The sequence below is a fragment of the Pseudoalteromonas sp. PSi26 genome (assembly GCF_054960575.1).
On record NZ_JBHNYT010000016.1, the window covers coordinates 55,203 to 74,917 of the forward strand.

General features: G+C 39.6%; 21 protein-coding genes and 3 tRNA genes. 14 read left to right on the forward strand and 10 right to left on the reverse strand.

Going from position 1 to position 19,715, the window contains the following annotated elements:
* Positions 1-595 precede the first annotated feature (595 nt).
* Positions 596-1,474 carry an archaetidylserine decarboxylase gene (asd, locus tag ACFI34_RS15805; RefSeq protein ID WP_462674186.1) on the reverse strand — a complete coding sequence of 293 codons (879 nt, stop codon included), beginning with the start codon at positions 1,472-1,474 and terminating at the stop codon, positions 596-598.
* A 15-nt stretch (positions 1,475-1,489) separates the two neighbouring features.
* Positions 1,490-2,548, reverse strand: coding sequence for a small ribosomal subunit biogenesis GTPase RsgA (rsgA, locus tag ACFI34_RS15810; RefSeq protein ID WP_462674187.1), 1,059 nt, complete (start codon positions 2,546-2,548; stop codon positions 1,490-1,492).
* A 162-nt stretch (positions 2,549-2,710) separates the two neighbouring features.
* Here rsgA and orn point away from each other — a divergent pair, with 162 nt between their 5' ends.
* The 4 genes from orn (at position 2,711) to ACFI34_RS15830 (ending at position 3,653) form a co-directional block, all read left to right on the forward strand.
* Positions 2,711-3,256, forward strand: coding sequence for an oligoribonuclease (gene orn / locus ACFI34_RS15815; RefSeq protein ID WP_008130263.1), 546 nt, complete (start codon positions 2,711-2,713; stop codon positions 3,254-3,256).
* 93 nt (positions 3,257-3,349) lie between these two features.
* Positions 3,350-3,425, forward strand: a tRNA-Gly gene (locus ACFI34_RS15820).
* Positions 3,426-3,463: 38 nt separating this feature from the next.
* Positions 3,464-3,539, forward strand: a tRNA-Gly gene (locus tag ACFI34_RS15825).
* A gap of 38 nt (positions 3,540-3,577) precedes the next feature.
* A tRNA-Gly gene (locus ACFI34_RS15830) sits at positions 3,578-3,653 on the forward strand.
* Between the two features lie 223 nt (positions 3,654-3,876).
* Here ACFI34_RS15830 and ACFI34_RS15835 read toward each other — a convergent pair.
* From ACFI34_RS15835 to ACFI34_RS15845, 3 genes are all read right to left on the reverse strand, one after another.
* The gene (locus ACFI34_RS15835; RefSeq protein ID WP_462674188.1) at positions 3,877-4,305 is read right to left on the reverse strand and encodes a secondary thiamine-phosphate synthase enzyme YjbQ; all 429 of its coding nucleotides are present in this window, start codon (positions 4,303-4,305) and stop codon (positions 3,877-3,879) included.
* Positions 4,302-4,769 carry a chemotaxis protein CheX gene (locus ACFI34_RS15840; protein WP_006792077.1) on the reverse strand — a complete coding sequence of 156 codons (468 nt, stop codon included), beginning with the start codon at positions 4,767-4,769 and terminating at the stop codon, positions 4,302-4,304. The genes ACFI34_RS15835 and ACFI34_RS15840 overlap by 4 nt, the downstream gene beginning before the upstream one ends.
* 73 nt (positions 4,770-4,842) lie before the next feature.
* Positions 4,843-5,280 carry a transcriptional repressor gene (locus tag ACFI34_RS15845; RefSeq protein ID WP_033019044.1) on the reverse strand — a complete coding sequence of 146 codons (438 nt, stop codon included), beginning with the start codon at positions 5,278-5,280 and terminating at the stop codon, positions 4,843-4,845.
* A gap of 94 nt (positions 5,281-5,374) precedes the next feature.
* On the opposite strand from ACFI34_RS15845, the gene ACFI34_RS15850 reads away from it, so the two are divergent.
* The 8 genes from ACFI34_RS15850 to ACFI34_RS15885 all read left to right on the forward strand — a co-directional run bounded on the left by ACFI34_RS15850 (position 5,375) and on the right by ACFI34_RS15885 (position 10,894).
* Positions 5,375-5,995, forward strand: a complete 621-nt coding sequence (locus tag ACFI34_RS15850; RefSeq protein ID WP_006792079.1) for a MarC family protein — start codon at positions 5,375-5,377, stop codon at positions 5,993-5,995.
* Positions 5,996-6,088: 93 nt separating this feature from the next.
* Positions 6,089-7,063 carry a tRNA dihydrouridine(20/20a) synthase DusA gene (dusA, locus tag ACFI34_RS15855; protein ID WP_462674189.1) on the forward strand — a complete coding sequence of 325 codons (975 nt, stop codon included), beginning with the start codon at positions 6,089-6,091 and terminating at the stop codon, positions 7,061-7,063.
* 240 nt (positions 7,064-7,303) lie between these two features.
* Positions 7,304-7,984 (forward strand): PspA/IM30 family protein, encoded by a 681-nt coding sequence (locus ACFI34_RS15860; protein ID WP_462674190.1) that lies wholly within the window; start codon positions 7,304-7,306, stop codon positions 7,982-7,984.
* Between the two features lie 8 nt (positions 7,985-7,992).
* Positions 7,993-8,208 carry a PspC domain-containing protein gene (locus ACFI34_RS15865; protein WP_008130273.1) on the forward strand — a complete coding sequence of 72 codons (216 nt, stop codon included), beginning with the start codon at positions 7,993-7,995 and terminating at the stop codon, positions 8,206-8,208.
* A gap of 1 nt (position 8,209) precedes the next feature.
* The gene (locus ACFI34_RS15870) at positions 8,210-8,536 is read left to right on the forward strand and encodes a hypothetical protein (protein WP_462674191.1); all 327 of its coding nucleotides are present in this window, start codon (positions 8,210-8,212) and stop codon (positions 8,534-8,536) included.
* Between the two features lie 79 nt (positions 8,537-8,615).
* Positions 8,616-9,125: a copper chaperone PCu(A)C gene (locus tag ACFI34_RS15875; RefSeq protein WP_462674214.1), complete on the forward strand. Its 510-nt coding sequence runs from the start codon at positions 8,616-8,618 to the stop codon at positions 9,123-9,125.
* A gap of 8 nt (positions 9,126-9,133) precedes the next feature.
* A complete protein-coding gene (locus ACFI34_RS15880) occupies positions 9,134-10,120 on the forward strand; it encodes a DUF2333 family protein (protein ID WP_462674192.1) in 987 nt (328 codons plus the stop codon).
* 3 nt (positions 10,121-10,123) lie between these two features.
* Positions 10,124-10,894 (forward strand): TIGR04219 family outer membrane beta-barrel protein, encoded by a 771-nt coding sequence (locus ACFI34_RS15885; RefSeq protein ID WP_462674193.1) that lies wholly within the window; start codon positions 10,124-10,126, stop codon positions 10,892-10,894.
* Between the two features lie 33 nt (positions 10,895-10,927).
* On the opposite strand, the gene ACFI34_RS15890 is transcribed toward ACFI34_RS15885, so the two are convergent.
* Positions 10,928-11,815 carry a TIGR03899 family protein gene (locus tag ACFI34_RS15890; protein WP_462674194.1) on the reverse strand — a complete coding sequence of 296 codons (888 nt, stop codon included), beginning with the start codon at positions 11,813-11,815 and terminating at the stop codon, positions 10,928-10,930.
* The gene (locus ACFI34_RS15895) at positions 11,784-12,365 is read right to left on the reverse strand and encodes an SRPBCC family protein (RefSeq protein ID WP_039036365.1); all 582 of its coding nucleotides are present in this window, start codon (positions 12,363-12,365) and stop codon (positions 11,784-11,786) included. The genes ACFI34_RS15890 and ACFI34_RS15895 overlap by 32 nt, the downstream gene beginning before the upstream one ends.
* Positions 12,366-12,517: 152 nt before the next feature.
* On the opposite strand from ACFI34_RS15895, the gene ACFI34_RS15900 reads away from it, so the two are divergent.
* Both ACFI34_RS15900 and ACFI34_RS15905 read left to right on the forward strand, forming a co-directional pair.
* Complete coding sequence (locus tag ACFI34_RS15900; RefSeq protein ID WP_462674195.1) at positions 12,518-14,713, forward strand: bifunctional diguanylate cyclase/phosphodiesterase; 2,196 nt, start codon at positions 12,518-12,520, stop codon at positions 14,711-14,713.
* 107 nt (positions 14,714-14,820) lie between these two features.
* Entirely contained in the window at positions 14,821-17,007 is a 2,187-nt protein-coding gene (locus ACFI34_RS15905; protein ID WP_462674196.1) for a YgiQ family radical SAM protein, read from the forward strand.
* A 68-nt stretch (positions 17,008-17,075) separates the two neighbouring features.
* Here ACFI34_RS15905 and mgtE read toward each other — a convergent pair whose 3' ends face one another.
* From mgtE to rapZ, 3 genes are all read right to left on the reverse strand, one after another.
* The gene (gene mgtE, locus ACFI34_RS15910) at positions 17,076-18,434 is read right to left on the reverse strand and encodes a magnesium transporter (protein WP_462674197.1); all 1,359 of its coding nucleotides are present in this window, start codon (positions 18,432-18,434) and stop codon (positions 17,076-17,078) included.
* A gap of 108 nt (positions 18,435-18,542) precedes the next feature.
* Positions 18,543-18,815: an HPr family phosphocarrier protein gene (locus ACFI34_RS15915; RefSeq protein WP_462674198.1), complete on the reverse strand. Its 273-nt coding sequence runs from the start codon at positions 18,813-18,815 to the stop codon at positions 18,543-18,545.
* Positions 18,816-18,858: 43 nt separating this feature from the next.
* On the reverse strand, positions 18,859-19,704 hold the full coding sequence (gene rapZ / locus ACFI34_RS15920) for an RNase adapter RapZ (RefSeq protein ID WP_462674199.1): 846 nt from the start codon (positions 19,702-19,704) through the stop codon (positions 18,859-18,861).
* Between the last annotated feature and the right edge of the window lie 11 nt (positions 19,705-19,715).

Below are 19,715 nucleotides of genomic sequence, written 5' to 3' on the forward strand. Positions count from 1 at the left end.
GAGTAGCTGCGCTTCTCACGTGAGCAAGCTCTGCGTCTTGTATCTCTCATTGGTAAATGAGAGATGGTATCTACAGCTAAAATTAACATCGTGGTTTAATTAATCAGTTGACGCCTTGATTGCGTATTTGGAATTGATGCTGTGTATATTTATTAATGCAAAATATCCGACGCGAGGTAAACTCGCTGCTATTAGTTTTACACTCCTTTTTTTGAAGAAAATTTAAAGAATTAATTCACAAAGAGGTTTAGTGACGCTGCGCTTTAGAGGAAAAGATAAGCTTAAAATAAGTATTTGTTTTATGTTTTCTCATTTATTCCTCTTTCACTTCTCTTTGTGCAAAATATTAAGTTATTTATTCACTGAAAGGTTAAGAGGTGGGTCGCTTTAGAGGTGGAACATTATGTTTATATTTTGTGTGAGCAAGCTCTATGCTTACAATAAAAAAGCACCGCGTTTATCATAAACGCGGTGCTTTCTAATCTTTAACTAAAAACTAAAAACTAAAAACTAAAAACTAAAAACTAAAAACTAAAAACTAAAAACTAAAAACTAAAAACTAAAAACTAAAAACTAAAAACTAAAAACTAAAAACTTACAGCTCTTCATTTCCTTTAATTTTTGCAAACGCAGTACCTAAGCGAGTAACAACTTCAGGAAGTTGATCGTCAAGTATGTCTGTTTTATTAGCACCCCATGCAAGTACTACCGTTGAGCCTAATTTAAAACGACCCATTTCATCACCTTTTTTAAGTGTGGTTGCGTTTTCACCGCTGGTCGGGTAATTCCAACTAAATACATCACTACCAGCTGGTGGAGTAACAGTACCGGCCCAAACAGTTTCTATGCTTGCAACGATGGTTGCGCCTACCAATACCATAGCTAGTGGACCTATTTCGGTCTCAAAAATAGCCACTACACGCTCGTTACGCGCAAATAAGTTGGGAACATTCTGCGCTGTAAGCGGATTTACCGAAAATAAATCGCCCGGTACGTAAATCATTTTGCTTAATGTGCCATCAATAGGCATATGAATACGGTGATAATCTTTTGGTGCTAAATAAATAGTTGCAAATTTACCACCTAAAAACGCAGTTGTATCGTCCTCAGCCCCCCCTAATAGCGCTTGCAAGCTGTAGTCGTGGCCTTTGGCTTGAATAAGCTGCCCATCAACTATGTCGCCCAGCTGGCTAATTGCACCATCTACTGGATGAATAATAGTATCTGAATCTTCAACCATTGGACGAACGCCGTCTTTGAGTGGACGAGTAAAAAACTCGTTAAATGTTTTGTAATGAGACGGGTCTGAATATTTAGCTTCGCTCATGTCTATTTTATATTGCTTGATAAACAGTTTAATAAGCGTAGTTGTTAGTGCTCCGGCTTTTGCAGCTGCTAATTTACCCACAACGCGCGAAATAAAGTGTTTTGGCATTGCGTACTGCATTGCGATTTTAAATTTGTCTAAGCTCACGGTATTTTTCCTTAATTATACACGCGGCGCACGAGCGCCGGCACGGCCATCGGCCATTGATTCTAAAATTCGGTGGTAGCTGTCAAAGCGTAGTTGCGAAATATCGCCATTAGCTACGGCTTCTTTAATTATACAGCTTGGATCGTTTAAGTGTTTGCAGTCTCTAAAACGGCAACCGCCTATAAATTCTCTAAATTCTTTAAAGCACCAAGTTACACGCTCAACGTCTAAATGCCACAACCCAAATTCACGAATACCCGGCGAGTCAATTAAATTACCACCACTGGGTAGGTGATGAAGGCGTGATACTGTTGTAGTGTGTTGGCCCAAGCCACTGTTTTCTGATACCTCTTTAGTTAATATTTCGGCATCTGGCAGAACAGTATTTACTAGGGTTGATTTACCCACGCCACTTTGGCCTACAAAAATATTATTTTTACCAACAAGCATGTCTTTAAGCTCATCAATTCCTTCGCCTGTTATATTACTAACAAGTAGTACGCGATAATTTAATTTGCGATAAATATCGAGCACTTTTTGGATGTCATTAAGGCCAGCTTCGTCAATTAAGTCGATTTTGTTAAGGACTAAAATAGGCTCAATACCCATGTCTTCACACGCAATTAAATAGCGGTCAATAATGCTGGGTGTAAACTCAGGTAACACAGCAGAAACCATCAGTATTTGGTCAATATTTGCAGCAATGACTTTTACACCATCGTAAAAGTCAGGGCGTGTTAGTTGTGAGCGACGCTCTTGTGTTGCTTCTATAACTCCCGCTAAATCGCCTTCACTGACTTTAGCGCGACGAAATAACACTTCGTCGCCACACACTAAATTAGATACTGTACGACGTATATTACAGCGAAGCACGTCTCCATTTTGCGTTTCAACATCAGCGTGCTGGCCAAATCGACTGATCACAATGGCACTTTCAACCTGACCTAAATTATCTGCCTGCCACTCTTGGGCACCTTTTTTAGCTGGTTTTAAACCTGCGCTATTAATACGCTTTTGATGATTGGCCTTGATCTGACGCGATTGGCCTTTACTTAATTTTTTCTGTTTTGCCACGTTTGGCCTATAACCTTGTTTAAATGTCGGCTTTGAGCATAATACCAATTCGCAATAATACTTAACCGAGTTGGTATAAAAAAAGCTTTAGCTCGACGGTTGATGCTAATATGATATATCGAAATGCGTTGGATCTAAAGAAAAGCACCGTTTAAGGTAATTATGACTATTAATAAATCAAACTTAATTTGGCTCGATCTGGAAATGACCGGACTTGAACCTGCAACCGATAAAATACTTGAAATTGCAACTGTTGTCACTGATGCAGACCTTAATATATTAGCCGAGGGGCCAACTATTGCTATTCATCAAAGCGATGAATTACTTAATGGTATGGATGAGTGGTGTACTACTCAGCACGGTAAATCAGGCTTAACTGCGCGTTGTAAAGCAAGTACGTTTGATGAAGAGTATGCGGTAGCGCAAACATTAGAGTTTTTAAAGCAATGGGTGCCAGCAGGTGCATCCCCAATGTGCGGTAACTCAATTGGGCAAGACAGACGCTTTATGAATAAATATATGCGTGAACTCGAAGATTTTTTCCATTACCGCAACCTTGATGTAAGTACGATTAAAGAACTTGCTAGACGTTGGAAACCAGAAGTGCTCGCTCAAGTGAATAAAAAAGGCTCTCACCTTGCCTTAGACGACATTAAAGATTCGATTATGGAATTGAAGGTATACAGAGAAAAATTCTTTAATTTGTAAAAAACACTTGCAAACACATCGTATTATTGTAGAATCCTGCCCCGCTCAAGACGATAACCCCCGCGGGGTTAGTGTGCTTGAGCAAGCGATTATGCGGCACTAGCTCAGTTGGTAGAGCGCGACCTTGCCAAGGTCGAGGTCACGAGTTCGAGCCTCGTGTGCCGCTCCAATTTCTCACCAAAGAAATTGGAGTTAAAATTTAGAAATGCGGCACTAGCTCAGTTGGTAGAGCGCGACCTTGCCAAGGTCGAGGTCACGAGTTCGAGCCTCGTGTGCCGCTCCAATTTCTCACCAAAGAAATTGGAGTTAAAATTTAGAAATGCGGTACTAGCTCAGTTGGTAGAGCGCGACCTTGCCAAGGTCGAGGTCACGAGTTCGAGCCTCGTGTACCGCTCCAATATTTTTATCCCTTCAAAATATCTACATTAAAAAGCATAATTCAAACCTTTATTACCTAATTTTTCCTATTTGCAATATTCAGCATTCAGGCTTTGATTATTTGACGTTATCACTTTTGCGCAGAGCCAGCTTTTCATTAATAAAGCGATATTTTATCCTGAGGTCGTATAGTTGAAGCAAGAGGGTGAATACTTTTTGACTGAGAAGTTTTGAAATTTCAGTTAAAACAGCTCTCCTTGAATAGTTGCTATAATGCGCCTTGCGCCACCAGCATCTCGGTGCTCGCCTAAATAAATACCCTGCCAAGTTCCTAGAGCTAAGTATCCATTTGAAATTGGAATACTTAACTCACAACCAAGTGTGCTGGTTTTTATGTGGGCAGGCATATCGTCGTCGCCTTCATAATCATGACGATAATAAGGCTGTCGCTCAGGTACAAATTTATTGAAGTGACTTTCCATATCTATGCGCACAGTCGGGTCGGCATTTTCATTTATAGTCAGGCTTGCCGATGTATGTTGAATAAATAAATGCAGTATGCCTACATTGTAGTGGGCAATTTCGGGGAGTTGGTTTAAAACGTCATCATCAATTAAGTGAAAACCCCGAGAACGAGGCTTCAGTGAAATTGTTTTTTGTTGCCAACTCATAGTGTATCGAAACTAACTTCTATATTTGCAGTGCCTGCGTCGCTGCTAAATGGCATTATGATTTTTTTGCCTTGGCTTTTATGTGTTATTGTATGGCCCGCACCTGAAACAACAATAGGTGTAGCCATATCAAAATCAAACCCTTTTTCGCCTAACAGGTTTTTTGCACCACCGGTTACCATATTAGTGATTTCACCCACCATGTCTGTGACTTCTTCATTAATAGTGTCTGGGCGCTCGCCAAGCATACGTTCCATAATTGTAAGAGCTAGACTTTCGTCAAATGTGATTGAGAACGACCCACGCGTTTGCGGGCCAACCATACCAATTAAACCAGATACATCGCCACAGGCGACTTCATCAGTTTTAATGCGCGGTTTACCAGGTTTCAACTGTGTTTGTGCCATGGTGCTTAACACGTTGATTAATGATGATAAAAAAGGATTGATAAACTCTACATTCATACTGAATACTCTTAAATTTGTGCTATTGAATGGCTACAACTTACTAGTATAGCCATAAAGAATTATTTTGTTTTTATAAAGCTCTGCAAGACTCACATTTACCATGTGCTTCAATTGTTTGCCCTGATACTACAAACCCACTTTCTGCCGCTAAGTTGTTTAGCTCATGAGAGATAACGGTAGAGTGAAGTTCTTTAACATATCCGCAGTTATCGCAAATTAGCAATTGTACAGGATGAATATGATCAAAATGATGACACAACATAAATGCGTTGGTGCTTTCAATTTTATGAATAAATCCTAGTTCGGCTAAAAAGTCTAATGCACGATAAATAGTGGCTGGCTTGGCACCAGACTCAGTAATTTTGAGTTGCTCTAGAAGGTCATAGGCACCTACACCGCCTTGTGCACTGGCTAATAAGCGAAATACTTTTTCACGGATAGGCGTAAAACGAGCGCCACGGTTGTCACATACTTGCTTAGCTTTACTAACTAGTGATTCTATATTCATCATTCTCTTATCCTTACGCTACCATGATATACTAACATACTGTGTTGTAGTTGCAGTGTTTTTATTAGGCGCTTTTTATTTAGGAAACCCCGAAATGAACGAATTATTAGCCATTTTTATCTTCTTTTTTGCGGTGATAGACCCAATAGGAACTGTACCTGTATTTATTGCAGTGACCCGAGGAGAAGATGATAAATTTAAGCGCAAAGTCATCTTCAAGGCCGTTGGGGTATCGGCTGTTGTGCTGCTATTTTTTGTTGTAGCTGGTGAGCTTTTATTAAATGCGATTGAAATTCCATTGTCGGCTTTTCAAATAGCGGGCGGCATAGTACTACTGCTTTTTGCACTGTCGATGATTTTTGGTGAAAGCAAACCCGAAACAGAAATAAAAAGCGTACGTGACAGCACTGAAACAGCCATCTTTCCATTAGCTATTCCTTCAATTGCAAGCCCTGGTGCGATGTTAGGTGCTGTGCTTATGACGCGTAATGAAGAGTTTACTTGGATTGAGCAACTGATGACGTCCTCGATGATGCTTGCTGTTTTGGCTTTGGTACTCATATTACTTTTACTTGCAACACATGTGCATAAAGTAATTGGTGATAGTGGCGCTAGTATTATAAGTAGAATAATGGGACTTATTTTAAGCTCTGTAGCAGTTACTAATATTTTAAACGGTATAGCGCATTACTTTGGCTTGCAGGTATATAGCTAATATTGCCGCTAGTCGGGGTTTTGTGTAAAATGCGCCTCCCTTAATTGCTTTGCTTTTATACCCACTTGGGTTTTACATTTGGATGAATATATTTTGGATAAACCAACTTTAAACAGACGCTTTTCTGTCGCCCCAATGTTGGATTGGACTGACCGTCATTGTCGTACTTTTCATCGTAAAATGACAAAGCACACCGTGCTATACACAGAAATGATCACCACGGGCGCTATTTTGTTTGGCCGAGGCGACTACTTGCATTTTAACCAGCATGAGGGACCTGTTGCATTGCAATTGGGTGGTTCTGATCCTGAGGCATTGGCAAAATGTGCAAAGCTTGCCGGGGAGCGTGGTTATGATGAAATTAATCTAAATGTAGGCTGCCCATCAGATCGCGTTCAAAATGGTCGCTTTGGTGCGTGCTTAATGGCCGAACCTGAACTGGTTGCTCAGTGCGTTGCGGCGATGAAAAGTGAAGTTAGTATTCCGGTGACTGTTAAAACGCGTATTGGCATAGACGAGCAAGATTCGTATGAGTTTTTATGTGCGTTAATTGAAGCAAGCCATAAAGTAGGCTGTGATGACTTTATTATCCATGCGCGTAAAGCATGGCTAAATGGCTTAAGCCCTAAAGAAAACCGTGAAGTCCCGCCACTTGATTACCCGCGTGTATATCAACTTAAAAAAGATTATCCGCAACTCGATTTAAGTATTAATGGCGGCGTGAAAACGATTGAGCAAAGCCTTGAGCATCTTCAATACATTGACGGGGTTATGGTTGGGCGCGAGGCCTACAGTAATCCGTTTATGCTTAACGAGGTTGATGAAAAAATTTACGGGGATATAGCCAATACGCAAACCCGTCATGATGTTGTACGCTCAATGTATGATTATATTGAAGAAGAAATGCGATTAGGCGCTAATTTTTGGCATGTTGCACGTCATATGCTAGGTATTTTTCAGGGACAACCTGGTGCGCGAGGCTTTAGACGTCACCTTTCAGAGAATGGCCATGGTAAGCAGGCTGATTTATCTGTAATGGATAAAGCACTTAGCTTTGTCCCCGAGTAATTTTTTTCAAACGTAACATATAAAGCCACTTATACAGTGGCTTTTTTGATCCTAAAAATTAGTCAAAAACATAATTTATTGGCCAATTATACTTAGCACTATTCAGTGTGTGGTCATTTTAATGTTATCTTTTTTATTTCAACTCTTTGATAATAAGCTTCTTTTATTAATATAAAGTGACTTGGCATAACTCTTGGAATCTACTTGTTGTAATCAATTAAAAATCAACAGGAGAATACAATGGGAATAGTTAATCGCGTAAACGATGTTATTCAATCAAATATAGTGGCAATGCTTGATAAAGCTGAAGATCCTCAAAAGCTTGTTAACTTAATGCTTAACGATATGCAGGATGCATTAAACGAATGCCGAAGCACAGCAGCTGCGCTTTTATGTGAAGAAAAAGCAATTAATCGTCACCTTGATACTAAAAAAGCAGAGCTTACGACATGGCAATCTAAAGCTGAGTTAGCAATTGAAAAAGGTCGCGATGACCTTGCAAAGTCAGCACTCATTTCTAAACAAGCTGTAAGCGAAAGCATTGAAAAGAAACAAGCTCAACGTGAGACTTTACAAGAGTCTTTATTAAAAATTAGATCTGACTGTGAACGCCTTCAACAAAAAATAGCAGAGGCAAAAACAAAGCAAGCTCAACTAGCGCAGCGCCATGATGTAGCCGTTGCCAGGTCGCATATAAATACGCAGTTAAATAGCGATAAAGTAACTCATGCACTCTCTCGTTTTGAGCAAATAGAGCAACGTGTTGAGGGTATTGAAGCACAAGTCGAGGCGTATGAGTTAACTGATAAAGCTAATTCGACGGCAACTCAAATCGAGTCACTTGTTAAAAACGAAAAAATTGACACCGAGCTGGCTAGTTTAAAAGCATGCTTAAATGTTAGTTCTAAACAAAGCGCCTAGGAGGAATTATGAGTCGATTTAATCATCAGCGTGGTTGGTTTAAAGACACGCTAAATAAAAAGATATCTGGCGTATGTAGTGGCTTAGCTTACCGATTAGATTTTCCGGTGTGGGCAACACGTTTGGTTACTATTTTACTGTTTTTAAGTTTTCCGTTTGTAGTTGCGCTTAGTTATTTTATTGCGCATTGCTGTTTAGAAGAAAAGCATATTAAGGAATTTTAAAATGAAAGCTATAGCTGTTTGTATACTCATTTATTTGGTGTTTTTTACTAACTCATTCTCATTTTTAAACTTTGATACGTGGCAGTTTCCATTGTGGATTGCAGATATGAGCTGGGTTGGTGTTGAATTGGTGAGTGTACTTATAGCCATTGTAGCCGTTGCCGCAATTGCTGCGTTAGTGGCTTTAGGTTTAATTGGTGCAGCAGCAGTGGCTGTTATTGGTACCGTTTTGGCTTTGCTATTTGGCTCAGTGATGATTGCATGGCCATTATTATTTATTGCGGTACTGTGCTGGTTAGTGGCTGATAACAAAAAAGTGGTTTCTTAATCCTTAATTTAACTCACTATTCCCCGTTAACTATGTTAAATTTAACGTGTGATATTACGTTTTTACAAGGATTAAAATGATGACAAAATTGTGTTTATCTTTTGTGTCTGCATTGGCTTTTAGTTTTTTTTCGTCATCTTTGGCTGCGCACTCTGGCCATAACCATTCAGCCGATACCGCACAGCTTGAAGTAAGTAACGCGCAAGTAAGAGAGTTCTTACCTGGTAGTAAAGCAAGTGCCGCCTACTTAACTATTTCTAATCATAGTGATGTAAATGCAACATTAACAAAGGCCAGCATTGACGGACTAGCACGTGTTGAAATACATGAGCATGCACATGTTGATGGTATGATGAAAATGCAAAAGGTTGAATCGGTCATTGTGAAAGCGCATGAAAGTGTCGATTTTCAGCCTGGAGGCTATCATTTAATGGTATTTGAGCCGCAAGAACTTTTAAAAGCGGGGCAAGAACGCAAACTAACGCTATATTTTAGTGATGGTAATCGCTTGTTTACAAATATTGAGGTGGTTACGCTAGAGTCGCAAATAAATAAAGCTAAGTCGTCAGCACAACATTCTCATCATTAGGAGTTTACATGTCGCAACACAAAGGAAAAATAGCAGGCATTATAGCTATACTGCTTATTATATTTTACGCCATTGCCGTTTACTGGAGTACTGAGCCTTCACGTTTTGATGTGGTTGAAAGTGCAAAAGAGCAAGCACAACTTCGAAATGAAACGATGGTGACGGGTTACATTACTACATCGACACTTATCACTGTTGCAAATACGCTGCTTGATAAGCCGGGCGGGTATTTATCAAACGACGTTATGCCACCCAGCATTATTATGGATGATATGCCTGCTTGGGAGTATGGCGCACTTGAAATGGTTCGTGATTTATCACTTTCTATGAGAAAAGATTTTAGCCGTTCTCAATCGCAATCAACTGAACATGAAGCGCTTAAAAAAGCACAACCTCAATTTAATATAAGTTCTGAAGCTTGGGCGTGGCCTAGTGCAGAGGGTGAATACCAAAAAGGGATTGATTACTTAATTGTTTATCGTACGCAAATGGCTCATCAGCATGAACGCGACAGCCAGTTTTATGCACGGGCTGATAACTTACGCAGCTGGTTAAAAGAGGCTGAAAAGCGTTTAGGCAGCTTAAGTCAGCGTTTAAGTGCAAGTGTTGGCCAAGATAAGGTGAATACCGACTTAGCTGGTAATTCTTCAAATAAGCAGGCAACGCTTGCTCCTTTGCAGCAGCAAGTAAGAACGCCATGGCTTGATATTGACGATGTGTTTTATGAGTCTCGCGGTGCAACATGGGCATTACTGCACTTTTTACAAGCCGTTGAGTACGACTTTAATGATGTACTAGAAAAGAAAAACGCACGTGTAAGCTTACAGCAAATCATTCGTGAACTTGAGGCCACTCAAGAAACCGTATGGAGCCCACTAATTTTGAACGGCAATGGCTTTGGCTATGTTGCTAATCATTCTCTTGTTATGGCAAATTATATTTCTAGAGCCAACGCGGCTTTAATCGAACTTAGCGAACTATTAGCGCAAGGATAAAAAATGAAAAAGTATTGTTTAGCAGCTGCCTTATCTATGGCATGTTTAGCACCTGTAGCTCAGGCTGATACCCTATTAGGTTTATATGTAGGTGTTGATGGTTGGCAGTCGGATAATGAAGGTCAGCTTTCTTACAAAGCAAATGCACCTCAAGATTTTAACTTTGAAGATGAAACATACATAAGCTATTACGCCGCGCTTGAGCATCCGGTGCCTTTAGTACCTAACCTAAAGCTTAAATACACTGAACTTGAATTAAATGGCTCTACAGTGCTAAATGATACATTTAGCTTTAATGGTTCAGACTATGTAGTGGGTACAACCGTTAATTCTGTAAGCGATTTAACGCATGTAGATTACATTTTGTATTACGAAATATTTGATAATGATTTGATTTCTATTGATTTAGGCCTAAACGCAAAGCAGTTTGACGGTGACATCATTGTCAATGGTACAACGCAAGATGGCGGCGCAAACTTTACTGAAACTGTTGAGTTTTCTGGTTTTGTACCACTTGCATACGCGCGTGCAGAAGCAGGCTTACCACTTACTGGTTTAAGTGTGTTTTTTGAAGGCAGCCTTTTGGCAATTGAAGATAGTAAAGTGCAAGATTATCAAGTAGGTGTTGCTTGGGAACTTGTAGATAACTTAGCTGTAGATATTGCTGTTAAAGCGGGTTACCGATCAATGGTATTAGAGCTTGACGATATTGATGACATTACGACTGATATTGACGCATCGGGTCCGTTTGCAGGTATTCAGATTCATTTTTAATTAGTGCCTTCTAATTAAACAAAGCGTGGCGTCCTATTTTGTAGTATGCCACGCTAAATCAAACTCTCCCTCTAGTGCCGTGTTTACCAGCTGCTTATATACTTTATTTACAGGAAATCGTATGAGTTTAGATAGTTCATCGCCGGTTTGTGTGAATTTGTAATAGCTTAAAACCAAATCACTATTTTTTGCTTTAAGCGTCACCTTTTGAGATAAAAACGACAACGTGAGTTCTTGGCCAGCTTTAAGTACCGCAGATTCGATTTCTTTTCTGTAAAGCAAATTCAAATCCATTAAAGTCAAAATATCAGGAAAGCTTATTCCTGTTTTACCTAAATTTAATGACACTTTATTTCCTTTACGAAGCAGGTCGAATAAAGACGGTTTTTTATAAAAGCCAAGTAAAATAAAGTGGCTATCGTCTTTTTCATTATAACCTGACAAAGACACGCATTTTTGCAAAGAGTCGGCTTCGCGCTGAGTCATGTGTTTTAGTGTTTGTAAGCTTTTAATTGAAAAAGTCCCCGGGCTTAATGTTTCACCGGTTAAAATTTTTGCCCACAATGCTTGCATAGAGCTATTTGAGGTGTCCTCACATAAAGCAATAAAGTGTTCAACCCAATCTGCATCAGGGTGTTTATTGCTAGCTACATCGGGGCAAAACTCCATTGCTTTGGTTAAAATAGCTTCTATATTTTGTTGGCGCTTAATAGCCAGTAAATCGTGTCTTTGCTTTGCGCGAGTCAGCAAAGGGTGTTCGCTATTTATATGGTACAGCGGTTTTACTTGCCCTTTTGTATTGTAACTTTGTTCTGATGATGGCGAAGTGTCGTTGTTGGGCACCTTAGTCACAGGGTAGCCAAGTAACGATTCTATTATATTAGCTAGATTAATCCGTGCTTGTGCTGTTTTTACTGTCATGGCTATTTGCTACGCTTTGTATATCGCTTAATTGTGCTACGGTTTTTAAATTATTTAACCCAAGCTCTAGAGTGTTATTTAAAATATACTCATATACGAGTGCCATATAGCCTGAAATGAGAAGAGTCGTTGATTGTCCCTCAATATAACAGGTCACGATATTGGCATTTGCCTGTGGTGAAAATGTGAGTGTACCTTCAATAATATGTTCATTATTTAGCAATATGTTGAACGACATTTCATCATCACTTAGGGAGGTTATAGTCATTTCACCATATCCCCATTTTCCTATCCATGATTGATGAGCGCCTACACCAGCGCCAGGTTCATTAACAATAAACTCAATGGTGGGGTCTACTTGCTGCCAAGGTGACCATGTGTGCCATTGGTTAAAGTCGGCAACAAGTGTTTTTATTGTGCTGGTATTGGCATTAATTTCTACGTGTTTACTTACACGATAATCTTGAGGCAGCAGTAATCCGACTACGACTATTATAAGTAGTAAAACTAATACGTATTTGAACAGTACTTTTAATAATTTAATAACCATACCTTTGGTAGTTTTTTTAACTATATATATAACAACTTTTTGTTAATCGACTATAGTATGAATTAGATCATAAGCCAAAAACTAAATTTATAGCTTTTTAAACATTACGTTAGAATATTTAAGCATTAAGCAGTACCAGAAAAAGGGTAAATATGTCGTCTGAACAAAATGATTTTCTATTTTTAGACCCACAGCAAGACGACGAAATAGTTGTTGAGCCATCTCGTTATTGGGATATTTTAATTGTAGACGACGACGAAGAAATTCATACGGTTACAAAACTCGCATTATCTGGACTAGACTATGGTGGTGCTAGGCTTAGGTTTCATCATGCATATTCTGGCGCTGAGGCCAAAAATATACTTACTCAGCCTAATGATATATCTGTTATTTTTTTAGACGTTATTATGGAAACTGACGATGCCGGCTTTCAGGTGGTTAAACATGTCAGAGACATTCTAAATAACAAACGCGTTCGCATTATTTTACGTACGGGCCAAGCAGCTAATATCCCCGAAGAAAAAGTTATTCGTGAATACGATATAAACGATTACAAAACTAAAACAGAGCTGACACGCTCAAAACTTGTGACAACGCTTATTGCTGCTATTCGTTCTTATGAACAGATATGCCTACTTGAGTACCAAGCCCAAGCAATGAATACTATTTTATCTGCATCTAAATACATTTTGGGGCAAACAGATATAAAAGTATTGTGCAATAAAGCACTTGAATTTATGGGGGTTATTTTAGGTTGTAAATCTAGAGGATTAATTTGCACCAAGCTTGATGGTGAAAATTTTATTCAGGTCCTGGGTGGATGTGAAAAGTACGAAGAGTATTTTGGTGAACAGTTAGTAAATATTAACCAAACTGCATTATCTCAGGTTGAGACCTCTTTTGAACAGCTTGCTCATCAATATACAGATAACAGCATCACCTTTATTTTAAAAAGTAAGCACCGTAAAGCTGCTTTGTATATTGAGTGTGGTGGAGCACCTACAGATATTCAATTGCAGTTTGCCGAAATATTTTTAACTAATATTAGTATTGCGCTCGATAATATACGGCTGTTTGTAAAACTCAGAGATGCAGCTTATAAAGACTTACTCACTGGTATTTCAAATAGAACTGACTTTATTGAACGCATAGATGATTTTCAAAACGTAAGTGAAAATAAATATGTGTTTGTTTTGTTAGATGTTATCAACTTTTCAGATATAAATGATGGCTTAGGGCAAGATGTAGGAAATAAGCTACTTATTGCTATTGTTGAGCGCCTACGAACTATTGTACCAACAGCCCAGTTACTCTCGCGAGTAGGGGCGGATGTATTTGGTTTTTTAATCCCAAAAAGTGAATTTGTTCTAACTGATTTTAATGAAAAGTTAAGTCCGTCATTTTCTGCTGCGGAACATGTGTTACCCATCGATTTTAGAATTGGCTTATGCCAACAACAAGACTTTCAAGGTTCTGGTATTGAAACGTTAAAAGTGGCTTATATTGCTTTAAATCATGCTAAAAAAACCAAACATAAAGAAGGTGTTTATTACAGTATTGATATGCAAGAAAAAATGGAGTGGCGATTAGGCTTAATTAGACAGCTGCGCCACGACTTTGCCAGAGGGAAACTGGAAGTGTGGTATCAACCACAACTTGCATTTGATGATTTATCTTTAATTGGTTGTGAGGCACTATTACGATGGCCATTAGAAAATGGCACGTATATTTCACCTGCGGTATTTATACCATTAGCTGAGGATGCTGGGCTTATTGTTGATATAGGGCAGTGGGTGTTGGAGCAAGCTTGCCAACAGCAAAAAAGATTAGAAAATGAAGGAACCGAAATTTGTATTGCTGTTAACGTATCGGTTCCACAATTTAAAGTAAAAGGGTATGCGCAAACAGTTAAAAATACCTTACTAAAATACGGTGTTGATCCAAAAAATATAGAGCTTGAAGTCACTGAAAGTGTTGTGATGGATGAATTAGATACGGTTATTAATACACTAAGGGAGCTCAAGGCATTGGGTATTGAAGTGGCTATTGATGACTTTGGCACAGGGTTTTCTTCATTAAGTTATATTCAAAGCCTACCCATAGACAGGTTAAAAATTGATAGAGCATTTATTAAAGATTTAGATAATGGCGATACGGGAGCCATTGCAGGGCTGGTAATTTCATTAGGTGCAAAGTTAGGGTTAAAAACAATAGCAGAAGGCGTTGAAACGCAAGAGCAAGCTAAGTTTTTAAAAGATTTAGGATGTGATGAAGTGCAAGGGTTTATGTACGCAAAGCCCATGCCTGAAAACAAGTTAATAGAATTCATTAGTAAACGAAATACATAGATAATTATAGGGTTAGCGTTAAAGGTATTTCATCTCCTGTAATGTTGTATATATAAACAAGGCTATGGTGTATAATTTGCGCCTTTTGTTATTCAACGGTCACATTTATGAGCACACTCAAAGCTAAGCGCGCCTTATTCTCTTACCCAAAGTATTGGGCTGAGTGTTATGGCACCGCACCATTTTTACCCACATCACGCGAAGAAATGGATGCACTTGGCTGGGATAGCTGCGACATAATAATTATTAGTGGCGATGCATATGTTGATCACCCAAGTTTTGGTATGGCCGTAATTGGGCGTGTACTTGAAGCGCAAGGGTTTAGGGTGGGTATAATTGCTCAGCCTAAATGGGATACAAAAGATGCATTTATGGAGCTTGGCAGACCCAACCTATTTTTTGGTGTAACGGCCGGCAACATGGATTCTATGATTAACCGTTATACAGCTGAAAAGCGCATGCGTCATGACGATGCGTATACTCCTGACAACGTAGGGGGTAAACGCCCAGATCGTGCGGTGATGATTTATTCTCAAAAATGTCGTGAAGCATATAAAGGTATTCCTATTGTTATTGGCGGTATTGAGGCAAGCCTTCGTAGGATTGCTCACTATGACTATTGGCAAGAAAAAGTGCGCCGTAGCATTTTGTTTGATTCAAAAGCCGATATATTAATTTATGGTAATGCTGAGCGCCCATTAGTTGAGGTTGCCCACCGTATTGCCGGTGGCGAAACGATGGATACTATTCAAGATATCCGTGGTACCGCTGTTATCCGCAAAGAACCACTACCTGGCTGGCGGGGGAGTGATTCAACAGCTATTGATAAAATAGGTAAAATAGACCCCATTCCAAACCCTTACGGAGCCGATGATGTTGGCTGTAGCAAGTCTGAGTTTAAACAAGCTGGTATTGATTTAAAAGCAGAAGCTGCAAAGCCTATTACCGTGCAGCCAGCGCGCCCTAAGCCATGGGAAAAAACGTATGTTAAACTTCCAGCCTACGAGCAAGTAAGTGTTAACAAACCTTTATACGCGCATGCCTCAAGGATATTACATCAAGAAACTAACCCTGGTTGTGCAAGAGCGTTGTTTCAACGTCATGGCGATCGCTCTATTTGGGTGAATCCGCCGGCTTACCCGTTAGAAACACATGAAATGGATGCGGTATTTGGATTACCTTACCAACGAATTCCTCACCCAAGCTATGGCGACGCTAAAATCCCCGCTTACGACATGATAAAAACGTCGGTGAATATTATGCGCGGCTGTTTTGGTGGGTGTTCATTCTGTTCGATTACAGAGCACGAAGGGCGAATTATTCAAAGCCGATCGCAAGAGTCCATTATTGAAGAAATTGAACAGATCAGAGATAAAGTGCCCGGTTTTACTGGCGTTATTTCCGATTTAGGTGGGCCAACGGCCAACATGTACAAATTACGTTGTACAAGCAAAAAAGCAGAAAGTACCTGCCGACGGTTATCGTGCGTATACCCTGATATTTGTAAGCATATGGACACGGATCACACGCCAACAATCGATTTATACAAAAAAGCACGTGATGTAAAAGGCATTAAAAAAGTTCTTATCGCTTCGGGCGTTCGCTATGACCTTGCTGTACGCGATCCTCGCTATGTTAAAGAGCTGGTGACACATCATGTGGGCGGGTATCTAAAAATAGCGCCAGAGCACACTGAAGACGGCCCATTATCAAAAATGATGAAGCCAGGCATGGGTGCTTACGATCAATTTAAAGAATTATTTGATAAGTACTCGAAAGAAGCGGGTAAAAAGCAGTATTTAATTCCGTATTTTATTTCTGCGCATCCAGGAACGAAAGACGAAGATATGGTAAACATGGCTTTATGGCTTAAGTCTAACGACTTTAAGTTGGACCAAGTGCAAAACTTTTATCCATCTCCAATGGCGAATGCGACCACTATTTATCATACCGAGATGAACTCACTGCGTAATATTAAAAATAATAGTGAAGTAGTGCCTGTGCCAAAAGGAGCTCGCCAGCGTAGATTACACAAAGCTATTTTGCGCTATCACGATCCATCAGGTTGGCCAATGATACGTGAAGCACTTCGTAAAATGGGTAAGGCTAATTTAATTGGCAAAGGGCCAAATTGTTTAGTACCAGAAGAAGGCCGCGATGAAAAAGCGGGTAAAATCGTTAATAAAGGCCGCAAAGGTGGTCGCCCAGCGCTTACACGCCATACGGGATTTAGCCAATTTAAAAAGGCTAATACAAAACCTAAAGTGGGTGGAAATAGACAAAAAGCCAGGTAGCTTCTATTGGATAACTAAAAACGCGCAGCTATACATTAACTGCGCGTTTTTTTGTGACAGTTTTATACTTATATTAATAGCCAGGTAGCGGTGCCTAAAAAGGCAAAAATACCCACAATATCGGTAACTGTTGTCAGCACTACACTGCCTGCAAGTGCGGGATCTATATTCATTTTTTTAAGTAAAATAGGGATACTTGCACCAGCGACCCCTGCCACAACTAAGTTCATAAACATGGCAAAAGCGAGTACGCCGCCGAGCATAAAGTCCCACTGCCAAAGTGCAATGACACCCGCTATCAACAATGACCACAAAATACCATTGAGTGCTCCAATAGCGAGTTCTTTCATCATTAAAAAGCGTTGGTTGGTTTGATTTATATGGCCAACAGCTATACCACGAATAACAAGCGTAAGTGATTGACTGCCAGCAACACCGCCCATAGAAGGAACAATGCCATTAAGCACTGCTAAAATGGGTAAGATATCGAGTGTGCTTTCAAAAAAACTGGCTACAAAGGCGGCCGCAAGCGCAGTTAATAAGTTAACTCCTAACCATACTGAGCGTTTTTTAGAGCTTTTTAAGACAGGAGCAAAGGTATCTTCTTCATCATCAAGGCCCGCCAAACTCAGTAAACTATGTTCGGCATCTTCGCGAATTACGTCAACAATATCATCGATCGTGACACGACCAAGTAGCTGATCGTTGTCATCAACAACTGGGGCCGAGATCCAATTATGGCGCTCAAAAAGTTGTGCAACTTCACTTTCGTCCATAGATATAGGAATTGACTCACACTCCTCATCCATTAAATCGCGAACAATTTTTTCTGGTGAGTTAGTCAGCAATGTACTCAGCGATAAAGCACCAATAAAGCAGTTATGTTTATCTACTACATACAGATCATCGGTGCCTTCAGGTAATTCTCCACGAAGTCGAATGTAGCGCAGTACTACATCAATGGTAACGTCTGGACGAATAGTTACCGTATCGGTGTTCATGAGTGCGCCGGCAGAACGCTCTTGATAAGATAGCGCTTGTGTTGCGCGCTCTCTATCTTGGGTGTCCATGGCGCTAACAACGTCTTGATAAACAGTGTCAGGCAAACTACGTAATACTTCACCTAAGTCATCGTGCCCCATGTCTTCAGTAGCGGCAGCAATATGCTTAGGTTCCATTTGGGCTATGATGCCCAAACGTACGTCTTCTGATAATTCTTCTAGTACATCACCTTGAACATCAGGGTCAACAAGTTGCCAAAGTAATCGGCGAATTTTATGTGGAGAGGATTCTAGTAATAAAGCCGTATCACATGGGGCTGTTTTTGCGAGCATGCGTCTAACTTGAACAAACTGGCCACTATTAAGTGACTTAGTCACTTGCTTTAGTTGTTGTAGTGGGTAGTCTTGTTCAAAAGCTTCGGGCATTGGCGTCCTTTATATATACTGTAACTGTTACCTAGTGGGTGGGGGAGTACGACCTAGCAGCCAGTTATTTTGATTATAGTTATTTTATCTAAATGTTAAAAATTAACGCTACTCTTCTTCATTAAATCGTTGCGAAATAAGCTCTCCAATAGCATTTAAAGCTTGTTCTGCATCAGGTCCTTCACATACCACTTTAACTTCTTTACCTTGGCTACTTTCAAGTAGCATCAGTGCTAATACACTATCACCAGCAGCTTCTTTGTCATCTTGAAATAAAGTGATTGAGGCATCAAATTTAACAGCGAGTTGGGCTAATACTGTCGCAGCCCTGGCATGTAGCCCCAATTTATTTTGTATTAAAAAAGTGTCTTCTATACGCATACATTACTCTATCGAAGCTGAACAGGTTATTAGTTTATGTAAATTATTTTTCTTGTTCTCTGTGGCGTATTTTTACATTGGGATGCGTAACAGCAAAGCTTTCACCAATTGTTTGCGCTAAATATACAGAGCGATGTTGTCCGCCAGTACAACCAATAGCAATCGTTAAGTAGCTACGGTTATTGCGTTCTAAATGAGGTAGCCATGTTTGCACAAAGGTTTGTATTTGCCATGTGAATTTTTGAACAATGCTGTGGCTAGCTAAATAATCTTTTACTGGCTGGTCTAAACCATTGAGTGGCTTTAGTTCAGGTTCCCAGTGCGGGTTAGGTAAAAAGCGTGCATCAAATACGTAATCTGCTTCTTTAGGAATGCCATGTTTAAAACCAAATGATTCAAATGTGACAATTAGCTGCTTGTCTTTTTTACCTAATATTTTTTCACGAATTGATTCAGCGAGTTGATGAACACTCAAATCGCTAGTATCAATAATGTAATCGGCACGAGTAGTTAGCACATCAAGTAGTTCTTTTTCTTTTTTTATAGCTAAATCAAGTGGTAGCGAATCGATTGATAAAGGGTGCAAGCGTCTTGTTTCTGAAAAACGTTTTATTAATGTTTGATCTTCACTGTCTAAATAAAATAGTGTTGGTTTTGTAAAACCCGGTAAATATTCAATGATGTGATTAAATTCATCTTGCTCTTTTGGCAAATTTCGCACATCAATACTAACTGCAATTTTATCGTAGTTATCAGAAACGCTTCTTACCAAAGAAGGTAATAAATTTACGGGGATGTTATCTACGCAATAATAACCTAGATCTTCAACAACGCGTAAAGCAACCGACTTACCAGAACCAGAACGGCCACTTATGATAATCAACTCCATTAATCACCTTT

Excerpts from the sequence above, each read along its gene's own strand:
- orn (WP_008130263.1), top strand. The coding sequence starts at position 2,711 with ATGACTATTAATAAATCAAACTTAATTTGGCTCGATCTGGAAATGACC.
- ACFI34_RS15835 (WP_462674188.1), bottom strand. The coding sequence starts at position 4,305 with ATGAGTTGGCAACAAAAAACAATTTCACTGAAGCCTCGTTCTCGGGGT.
- ACFI34_RS15840 (WP_006792077.1), bottom strand. The coding sequence starts at position 4,769 with ATGAATGTAGAGTTTATCAATCCTTTTTTATCATCATTAATCAACGTG.
- ACFI34_RS15845 (WP_033019044.1), bottom strand. The coding sequence starts at position 5,280 with ATGAATATAGAATCACTAGTTAGTAAAGCTAAGCAAGTATGTGACAAC.
- ACFI34_RS15850 (WP_006792079.1), top strand. The coding sequence starts at position 5,375 with ATGAACGAATTATTAGCCATTTTTATCTTCTTTTTTGCGGTGATAGAC.
- ACFI34_RS15860 (WP_462674190.1), top strand. The coding sequence starts at position 7,304 with ATGGGAATAGTTAATCGCGTAAACGATGTTATTCAATCAAATATAGTG.
- ACFI34_RS15865 (WP_008130273.1), top strand. The coding sequence starts at position 7,993 with ATGAGTCGATTTAATCATCAGCGTGGTTGGTTTAAAGACACGCTAAAT.
- ACFI34_RS15870 (WP_462674191.1), top strand. The coding sequence starts at position 8,210 with ATGAAAGCTATAGCTGTTTGTATACTCATTTATTTGGTGTTTTTTACT.
- ACFI34_RS15875 (WP_462674214.1), top strand. The coding sequence starts at position 8,616 with ATGACAAAATTGTGTTTATCTTTTGTGTCTGCATTGGCTTTTAGTTTT.
- ACFI34_RS15880 (WP_462674192.1), top strand. The coding sequence starts at position 9,134 with ATGTCGCAACACAAAGGAAAAATAGCAGGCATTATAGCTATACTGCTT.
- ACFI34_RS15885 (WP_462674193.1), top strand. The coding sequence starts at position 10,124 with ATGAAAAAGTATTGTTTAGCAGCTGCCTTATCTATGGCATGTTTAGCA.
- ACFI34_RS15890 (WP_462674194.1), bottom strand. The coding sequence starts at position 11,815 with ATGACAGTAAAAACAGCACAAGCACGGATTAATCTAGCTAATATAATA.
- ACFI34_RS15895 (WP_039036365.1), bottom strand. The coding sequence starts at position 12,365 with ATGGTTATTAAATTATTAAAAGTACTGTTCAAATACGTATTAGTTTTA.
- ACFI34_RS15900 (WP_462674195.1), top strand. The coding sequence starts at position 12,518 with ATGTCGTCTGAACAAAATGATTTTCTATTTTTAGACCCACAGCAAGAC.
- ACFI34_RS15905 (WP_462674196.1), top strand. The coding sequence starts at position 14,821 with ATGAGCACACTCAAAGCTAAGCGCGCCTTATTCTCTTACCCAAAGTAT.
- mgtE (WP_462674197.1), bottom strand. The coding sequence starts at position 18,434 with ATGCCCGAAGCTTTTGAACAAGACTACCCACTACAACAACTAAAGCAA.
- ACFI34_RS15915 (WP_462674198.1), bottom strand. The coding sequence starts at position 18,815 with ATGCGTATAGAAGACACTTTTTTAATACAAAATAAATTGGGGCTACAT.
- rapZ (WP_462674199.1), bottom strand. The coding sequence starts at position 19,704 with ATGGAGTTGATTATCATAAGTGGCCGTTCTGGTTCTGGTAAGTCGGTT.